A 7,253-nucleotide genomic window follows, 5' to 3' on the forward strand; every position below is an offset into this window, starting at 1 on the left:
GCCGGCCTTCAGCGCCTCGCTGCGCTGGGCCGCCCGGTCCTGCGCCGCCCGCTCCTGGGCGGCGCGCCGGGCGCAGTGGCTCGCGCAGTCCTGCCCCGGGAGGCCGGACGCGGTGGCGGAGCTTCCGGGGACGCCCGCGGCGCCGCCGGGCAGGGCGGACGCGACGGTCGTGACGAGCCCGAACAGGCCCGCCAGGAGCACGAGCAGCCTGCGGCGACGTGGCGTCGTGCTTTCCACGCGCACCCCCGTCCGCTCGGTGTCGTCCAGCGCACACCTTAGTAGCGGTGGGGAGCACCGTCCACACGACCGCTCCGCGCGGCCGGGGCCGTGTCCCGCCTCGTCCGGGCGATGTCGCGGTATGGCGGGGTCTGGACGTGATGATCCCACTTCGCTACCTTCCGCGCCATGACTCTGACGCGGAAGATCATCCGGTCCCTCCCGGCCACCGGCCTGGCGGCGGCGACCCTGACCGCCGGCCTGGGCGGGACGGCGCACGCCGCCCCGCGCCCCACCGCCCCGCACATCACCGCCCCGGGCCCCACCGCTCCCAGGACTGCCGTTCCCGGGCCCACCGCCCCGCGTGCGGCCTCCCCGCAGCTCGGCTGGACGCTCACCGGCACCGGCGTGCAGGCGCGGTTCCGCGGCCTGGCGGCCGTGGACCGGCGCACCGCCTGGGCGGCCGGCAGCGGCGGGACCGTCCTGCGCACCGTGGACGGCGGCCGGACGTGGGCGAAGGTCGCTCCGAAGGACGCGGCGGGCCTGGAGTTCCGCGACGTGGAGGCGTTCGACGCCGACAACGCCGTCGTGCTCGCGATCGGCGAGGGCGACGCCTCCCGCGTCTACCGGACCTCCGACGGCGGACGCACGTGGACGACCGGCTTCCGCAACGACGACCCCAAGGCGTTCTACGACTGCATGGCCTTCTTCGACCGGCGGCACGGCCTGGCCGTCAGCGACCCGGTGGACGGGCGGTTCCGCGTCCTGTCCACCGCCGACGGCGGACGCAGCTGGAAGGTGCTGCCCGCGGCGGGGATGCCCGCCGCCCTGCCCGGCGAGGCCGCGTTCGCCGCGAGCGGCCAGTGCCTGGTCACGCACGGCTCCCGCGACGCCTGGATCGCGACCGGCGGCGGGGAGCGCTCGCGGGTGTTCCACAGCCGCGACCGGGGCCGCACCTGGACGGTCTCCGCGGCGCCGCTGCCGAGCGGCGCGGCCTCGGGTGTGTTCGGGCTGGCGTTCCGGGACGCCCGGCACGGCGTCGCGGTCGGGGGCGACTACCGGCCGGGCGAGCCGTCCCCGGACGCCGCCGCGACCACCGGCGACGCCGGGCGCTCCTGGCGCCTCGCGCCGCGCCCGCCCGCCGAGTATCGCTCGGGCGTGACGTACCTGGGTCCGCTGCTGATCGCGGTCGGCCCGACCGGCAGCGACCTCTCCCGTGACAACGGGCGCACCTGGACGCGCTTCGACAGTGGCAGCTTCGACACCGTCTCCTGCGCGCACGGCGGCTGCTGGGCGTCCGGCGAGAAGGGCCGTATCGCCCGCCTGGGCCGTTAGGAACCGCGGAGGAGAACCTGACCGCCCATGGTCGCGGCCGTGGGCGGGGCAGGTGGCCGCCATGCCCCGGGCGACGTTCCGGTGAGGAGGCCTCGGGCCTCCTCACCGTCGCTCGGACGCCGGGGTCACCGGCGGGGGCGCTGTTGAGGGGCCGCTGCGGATCGCGGCCTTCCGCAGCGCGGCCCTCCATCTGCCGCCGTCCCTTCTGGAGCGTCCGCGCGCCCGGCATCCCGGGATCGAGCCGCGGGTGCGGATCGTCCGCGAGGTGGGGCGTGGCACGGCGGACGAGGTGGCCGACGGAAGAGCCGACGTGGCCATCGCCACGCTCAGCGGTTCCGCGCCCCTGGCATCGGGCCTGGTCGCGAACGGGCTGCTGGACGAGCCGTACGCGCTGGCGCCCGCGCGGGGGCACCCGTCCCCGCGCTCGCTGCCGCTGGTCGACTGGGCCGAGGACTGCGGTTCGTACACCCGCGACTGGCGGGCCGCACAGGACCGGATCCCGAAGGCGGCCCTCGAGGCCGAGGACGACGCGGCCGCGTTCTCCCCGGTGAGCGGCGGGCACGGGATGGCGATCATGCCGGCGCTCTCGCTGGTCGGAGCGCCGGACTCGGCGCGGATCAGCGAGCTCGACCCGGAGCGCCCCACCCGCCGGATCGGTTACGTTACGACTTCCGAACTGGCCGGGTCCGCGGTCGTCCGCGCTCTGGTGCGCGAGCTGCGGGCGACGGTCCCACAGGTTGCGGATCTTCTCGCCGGGAAGGAACGGCTCCGTGGGACCGGCGATCACAGGGAGACACCGTGAGCATGACCGATGACGAGCTCGGCCTGGTCGACGCCTACTGGCGCGCCGCGAACTACCTGTCGGCGGGGCAGATCTACCTGATGGCGAACCCGCTGCTGCGCGAGCCGCTGGAACCCGGGCACATCAAACCCCGGCTGCTGGGGCACTGGGGGACCTCGCCCGGCCTGAACCTCTGCTACGCCCACCTGAACCGGGTCATCCGCGCCCGCGACCTGGACATGTTCATCGTCCTGGGGCCGGGGCACGGCGGGCCGTCCGCGGTCGCGAACGCCTGGCTGGAGGGCACCTACGGCGAGGTCTACCCCGAGGTGGGGCAGAACGAGGCGGGCATGGCGCGGTTGTTCCGGCAGTTCTCCTTCCCGGGTGGCATCCCGAGCCACGCCGCGCCGGAGACGCCCGGCTCGATCCACGAGGGCGGCGAGCTCGGATACTCGCTCGCGCACGCCTACGGCGCGGCGTTCGACAACCCGGACCTGGTCGTGGCCTGCGTCGTCGGGGACGGCGAGGCCGAGACCGGACCGCTCGCCGCGAGCTGGCACTCCAACAAGTTCGTCGACCCGGTGCGCGACGGGGCGGTGCTGCCGATCCTGCACCTCAACGGGTACAAGATCGCCAACCCGACGGTGCTCGCCCGGATCCCCGAGGACGAGCTGCGCACCCTGTTCGAGGGCTACGGGTACGCGCCGCTGGTGGTGGCGGGGGACGATCCGGCGCAGGTGCACCGCGCGATGGCGGTGGCGCTCGACGACGCGCTGGACGAGATCGCCCGGATCCAGCGCGCGGCCCGCGAGGAGGGCGCGGGCGCGCGGCCCCGCTGGCCCATGATCATCCTGCGCACCCCGAAGGGCTGGACCGGCCCGAAGGAGGTGGACGGGCTTCCGGTGGAGGGCACCTGGCGCGCGCACCAGGTCCCGCTGGCCCACGTCCGCGACGACCCCGGGCATCTGGCGCAGCTGGAGGCGTGGCTGCGGTCGTACCGGCCCGAGGAGCTGTTCGACGAGGACGGCCGTCCGGTCGAGGAGCTGCGCCGGTTCGCGCCGTCCGGGGACCGCCGGATGACCGCCAACCCGCACACCAACGGCGGACGGCTGCTGCGCCCGCTGGAGCTGCCCGGGATCCGACCGCACGCCGTCCCGGTGGACAAGTACGGCACCGCGACCGCCGAGGCCACCCGCGTCCTCGGGGAGTACCTGCGGGACGTGGTGGCGGCCAACCCGGAGACGTTCCGGATCATGGGCCCGGACGAGACCGCCTCCAACCGGCTCGGCGCCGTCTTCGACGTGACCGACCGGGTGTTCGCGGGCGAGCGGCTCGCCACCGACGAGCACCAGGCCGCGTCCGGGCGGGTCATGGAGGTGCTGAGCGAGCACCTGTGCCAGGGCTGGCTGGAGGGCTACCTGCTGACCGGGCGGCACGGGCTGTTCAACACCTACGAGGCGTTCACCCACATCGTGGACGCCATGTTCAACCAGCACGCCAAGTGGCTGAAGGTCTCCCGGCACCTGCCCTGGCGCGCCCCGGTCGCCTCGCTGAACTACCTGCTGTCCTCGCACGTCTGGCGGCAGGACCACAACGGCTTCACCCACCAGGACCCGGGCTTCATCGACGTGGTGATGAACAAGAAGCCCGAGGTCGTCCGCGTCTACCTGCCGCCGGACGCCAACACGCTGCTGTCGGTCGCCGACCACTGCCTGCGCTCGCGCGACTACGTCAACGTCATCGTCGCGGGCAAGCAGCCCGCGCCGGTGTGGCTGCCGATGGACGAGGCCGTCCGGCACTGCGAGCGCGGCATCGGCATCTGGGAGTGGGCGAGCACCGAGGGCGGCGCCGACCCCGACGTGGTGCTCGCCTGCGCGGGGGACGTGCCGACGCTGGAGACGCTCGCCGCCACCGACCTGATCCGGCGGCTGCTGCCCGACCTGCGGGTCAGGGTCGTCAACGTCGTCGACCTCATGCGGCTCGCGCCGGCGGGCGAGCACCCGCACGGGTTGAGCGACCGCGAGTACGACGCCCTGTTCACACCGGACAAGCCGGTCATCTTCGCGTTCCACGGCTACCCGTACCTCATCCACCGGCTCACCTACCGGCACGCGGGCCACGACAACCTGCACGTCCGCGGCTACAAGGAGGAGGGCACCACGACCACGCCGTTCGACATGGTCATGCTCAACGACCTGGACCGCTACCAGCTCGTCATGGACGTGATCGACCGCGTCCCCGGCCTCGGCGGACGCGTCGGGCACATCCGGCAGCGCATGGCCGACACGAGGCTGCGGCTGCGCGAGTACACCCGCGAGCACGGCGAGGACGCCCCCGAGGTCCGCGACTGGGTCTGGCCGAATTGACGGGCGGGGAACCGGACCGGAGGAAGGGGGACCGATGCGGGTGCTGACGGTGAATCCCGGTTCCAGCAGTGTGAAGCTCGCCCTGCTGGACGCCGACGACCGGGTGCTCGTCCACGCCGAGCTGCCGACCGGAGGGGCCGAGCGGGAGGCCGAGCGCGTGCTCGGCCAGGTCGCCCGCATGCCCCGCCCGGACGCGGTCGGCGTCCGGTTCGTGCACGGCGGACGGCGCTACACCCGTCCCGTCGTGGTGGACGAGGAGGTGACGCGGAACCTGCACGCCCTGGCCGACCTGGCGCCGCTGCACCAGCCGCTGTCGCTGTACGCGCTGGGGGAGATGCGGCGGGCGCTGCCGGACGTCCCGGTCGTGGCCTGCTTCGACACCGCCTTCCACGCGGGGATCCCCGAGGCCGCCGCGACGTACGCGCTGCCCGCCGAGTGGCGGGAGCGGTTCGCGATCCGCCGCTACGGCTTCCACGGCCTGTCGTACGCGCACGCCTCGCGGCGCGCGGCCGAGCTGCTGGGATCGCCCCGCCGCGTGGTCGTGTGCCACCTGGGCTCGGGCGCGTCGCTCGCGGCCGTGCTGGACGGCCGGTCGGTCGACACGACGATGGGCTTCACGCCGCTGGAGGGCCTGGTGATGGCCACCCGCGCGGGCAGCGTGGACCCGGGCATCCCGATGTGGCTGCTGAAGCACGGCGTCCCCGCCGAGGACGTCAACGAGACGCTGGAGCACCGTTCGGGGCTCCGCGCCCTGGCCGGGACGGGCGACATGCGCGAGCTGCGGGAACGGGCCGCCGCCGGGGACGGGGCGGCGGTCGCGGCGCTCGACGTCTACCACCACGCCCTGCGCGGCCACGCGGCGGCGATGGCCGCCGCGCTCGGCGGGCTCGACGCGCTGGTGTTCACCGGCGGGGTCGGCGAGCACGACGCGGCGGTCCGCGCCCGGCTGGCCGCCGACCTCGCCTTCCTCGGCGTCCGGATCGACGCCGGCGCCAACGCGGACGCGCACGGCGACGCCGTCCTCAGCCCGCCGGGGGCCGGGGTCGGCGTCGCCGTGGTGGAGGCCCGCGAGGATCTGGAGATCGCCGCAGGCGCCCGGGAGGCCCTGGCCGGTTAGGCCGCGGAGCCGCCCGGGAGCGGGAGGCGGTGGTCCGGGATGCCGGACCACCGCCGTCCAGTGCGCCGGTCTCGGTCGGCGCCGGTCTCAGTCCTCCAGTGCCAGGAGCAGACCGGCCGACCAGCTGAAGTTCGGCGAGTTGAGGGTCGCGCCGGTCAGCGGGTCGTAGTTCTCGTGCAGCGCGCCGTCGCCGAGCATCCCGGACGCGTTGGCGCGCAGCCGGTCGGCGAGGGTGCGGGCGTCGGCACGGTAGCCGTAGCCGCGCAGGCCGGTGAGCGCGAAGTACGCCTGGTCGATCCAGACCGGCCCGCGCCAGTACCTGGTCGACTGGAAGTACGGCGAGCTCTTGGAAACCGTCGGGAACGGCACCTTGGTGGCGAACTCGTTCGGGTCCACCATCTTGAACTGCACCGCCGCAGCCTGCTGCTTGGACGCCACGCCCGCCCACAGCGGGATCGCGCCCTCGATGCCGCGTCCGCGCCCGGTGAGCGGCCTGCCGCCGTCGGCGTTCATGGCCGCGTCGTAGAAGAAGCCCGACCCGGCGTCGTACATCTTCGTCCGGACGAGCCCGGCGACCTTCGCGGAGTCCTTCTCGAACCGCGCGGCGTCGGCGTGCCGGCCCAGCTTCCCGGCGATGAGCGCCAGGTAGTGCTTCTCGGCGGCCAGGTAGGCGTTGAGGTCGACCGACTCCTGGTTGATGGAGTAGCCGACGACCTTGCCGGACGCGTCGGTGTTGGCCAGCATCCGCACGCCGAGCTCGGCGTCGAAGCGCGGCGCGTTGTCCATGCCGCTCTCCCACGCGGCGGCCTCGCGCTGGTCGTCCTCGGTCGCGTTGGCCGGGTCGACCGTCGCGCCGTACTCGGCCAGGCCGTTGCGGTCGTGGTCGCGCGTCCGGTACCACCAGTCGTGGTAGGCGACGAGCTTGGGGTACATCTCGCGCAGGAACGAGGCGTCCCGGTCCTTGAGGTGGACCTGCCAGACCGACCAGGCGGCGAGCGGCGGCTTGCTGTTGCGCTCGTTCCAGTTGCCGCCGCCCTGGGCCGGGGTGTTGTAGAAGATCGCGTCCGGGATCATGCCGGCGTCCTGCGGCCGGTCCTTGGACTTCGCGGTGATCTGGTAGTCGAACATGGACCGGATCTGGTCCCGGGCGAGCGACGGGTCGAACTCCGCCGTGCCGACCGCCTGCTTCCAGGTGTCCCAGGACCACAGGCCGCTGAACCACTTGTAGGTGATGGACGGCGTGATCCCGTTGTGCCGGATCGCGCCCGCCGGGCCGCGCCAGTTCGACACGAGCGTCTCGACCGACTTGACGGCGAGGCGCCGGCGTTCGGCCGGGAGGCCGCGCGTCACCTTCGCGACGTAGCCCTCCCAGCGGGCGTCGCCCCGGGCCTCGGCGCGCTCGGGCGCGCGCAGCAGCCCGGCGACGGCCGGGGCCTCC

Annotated in this window: 5 protein-coding genes and 1 pseudogene; 4 read left to right on the forward strand and 2 right to left on the reverse strand. The window is 74.3% G+C overall.

The genetic code is table 11. The annotated features are described in order from the left end of the window. Window positions 1-237: hypothetical protein (locus DZF91_RS31160; protein ID WP_199487014.1), on the reverse strand; the 237-nt coding region annotated here is incomplete at its 3' end. Between the two features lie 168 nt (window positions 238-405). Between DZF91_RS31160 and DZF91_RS31165 the strand changes: the two genes are divergently transcribed. The 4 genes and pseudogenes from DZF91_RS31165 to DZF91_RS31180 all read left to right on the forward strand — a co-directional run bounded on the left by DZF91_RS31165 (window position 406) and on the right by DZF91_RS31180 (window position 5,815). Further along, window positions 406-1,551 carry a WD40/YVTN/BNR-like repeat-containing protein gene (locus DZF91_RS31165; protein ID WP_117360654.1) on the forward strand — a complete coding sequence of 382 codons (1,146 nt, stop codon included), beginning with the start codon at window positions 406-408 and terminating at the stop codon, window positions 1,549-1,551. A 151-nt stretch (window positions 1,552-1,702) separates the two neighbouring features. Further along, window positions 1,703-2,353, forward strand: a pseudogene (locus DZF91_RS31170) (LysR family transcriptional regulator substrate-binding protein); the annotation flags it as partial. 2 nt (window positions 2,354-2,355) lie between these two features. After that, window positions 2,356-4,698 carry a phosphoketolase family protein gene (locus DZF91_RS31175; protein WP_235834690.1) on the forward strand — a complete coding sequence of 781 codons (2,343 nt, stop codon included), beginning with the start codon at window positions 2,356-2,358 and terminating at the stop codon, window positions 4,696-4,698. A gap of 34 nt (window positions 4,699-4,732) precedes the next feature. Beyond that, complete coding sequence (locus DZF91_RS31180) at window positions 4,733-5,815, forward strand: acetate/propionate family kinase (protein WP_117360657.1); 1,083 nt, start codon at window positions 4,733-4,735, stop codon at window positions 5,813-5,815. A gap of 87 nt (window positions 5,816-5,902) precedes the next feature. On the opposite strand, the gene DZF91_RS31185 is transcribed toward DZF91_RS31180, so the two are convergent. Further along, on the reverse strand, window positions 5,903-7,253 hold a 1,351-nt coding region (locus tag DZF91_RS31185; protein WP_199487015.1), incomplete at its 5' end, for an MGH1-like glycoside hydrolase domain-containing protein.

Source organism: Actinomadura logoneensis (assembly GCF_003428695.1).
Taxonomy (GTDB): domain Bacteria; phylum Actinomycetota; class Actinomycetes; order Streptosporangiales; family Streptosporangiaceae; genus Spirillospora; species Spirillospora logoneensis.

Excerpts from the sequence above, each read along its gene's own strand:
- DZF91_RS31165 (WP_117360654.1), top strand. The coding sequence starts at position 406 with ATGACTCTGACGCGGAAGATCATCCGGTCCCTCCCGGCCACCGGCCTG.
- DZF91_RS31175 (WP_235834690.1), top strand. The coding sequence starts at position 2,356 with ATGACCGATGACGAGCTCGGCCTGGTCGACGCCTACTGGCGCGCCGCG.
- DZF91_RS31180 (WP_117360657.1), top strand. The coding sequence starts at position 4,733 with ATGCGGGTGCTGACGGTGAATCCCGGTTCCAGCAGTGTGAAGCTCGCC.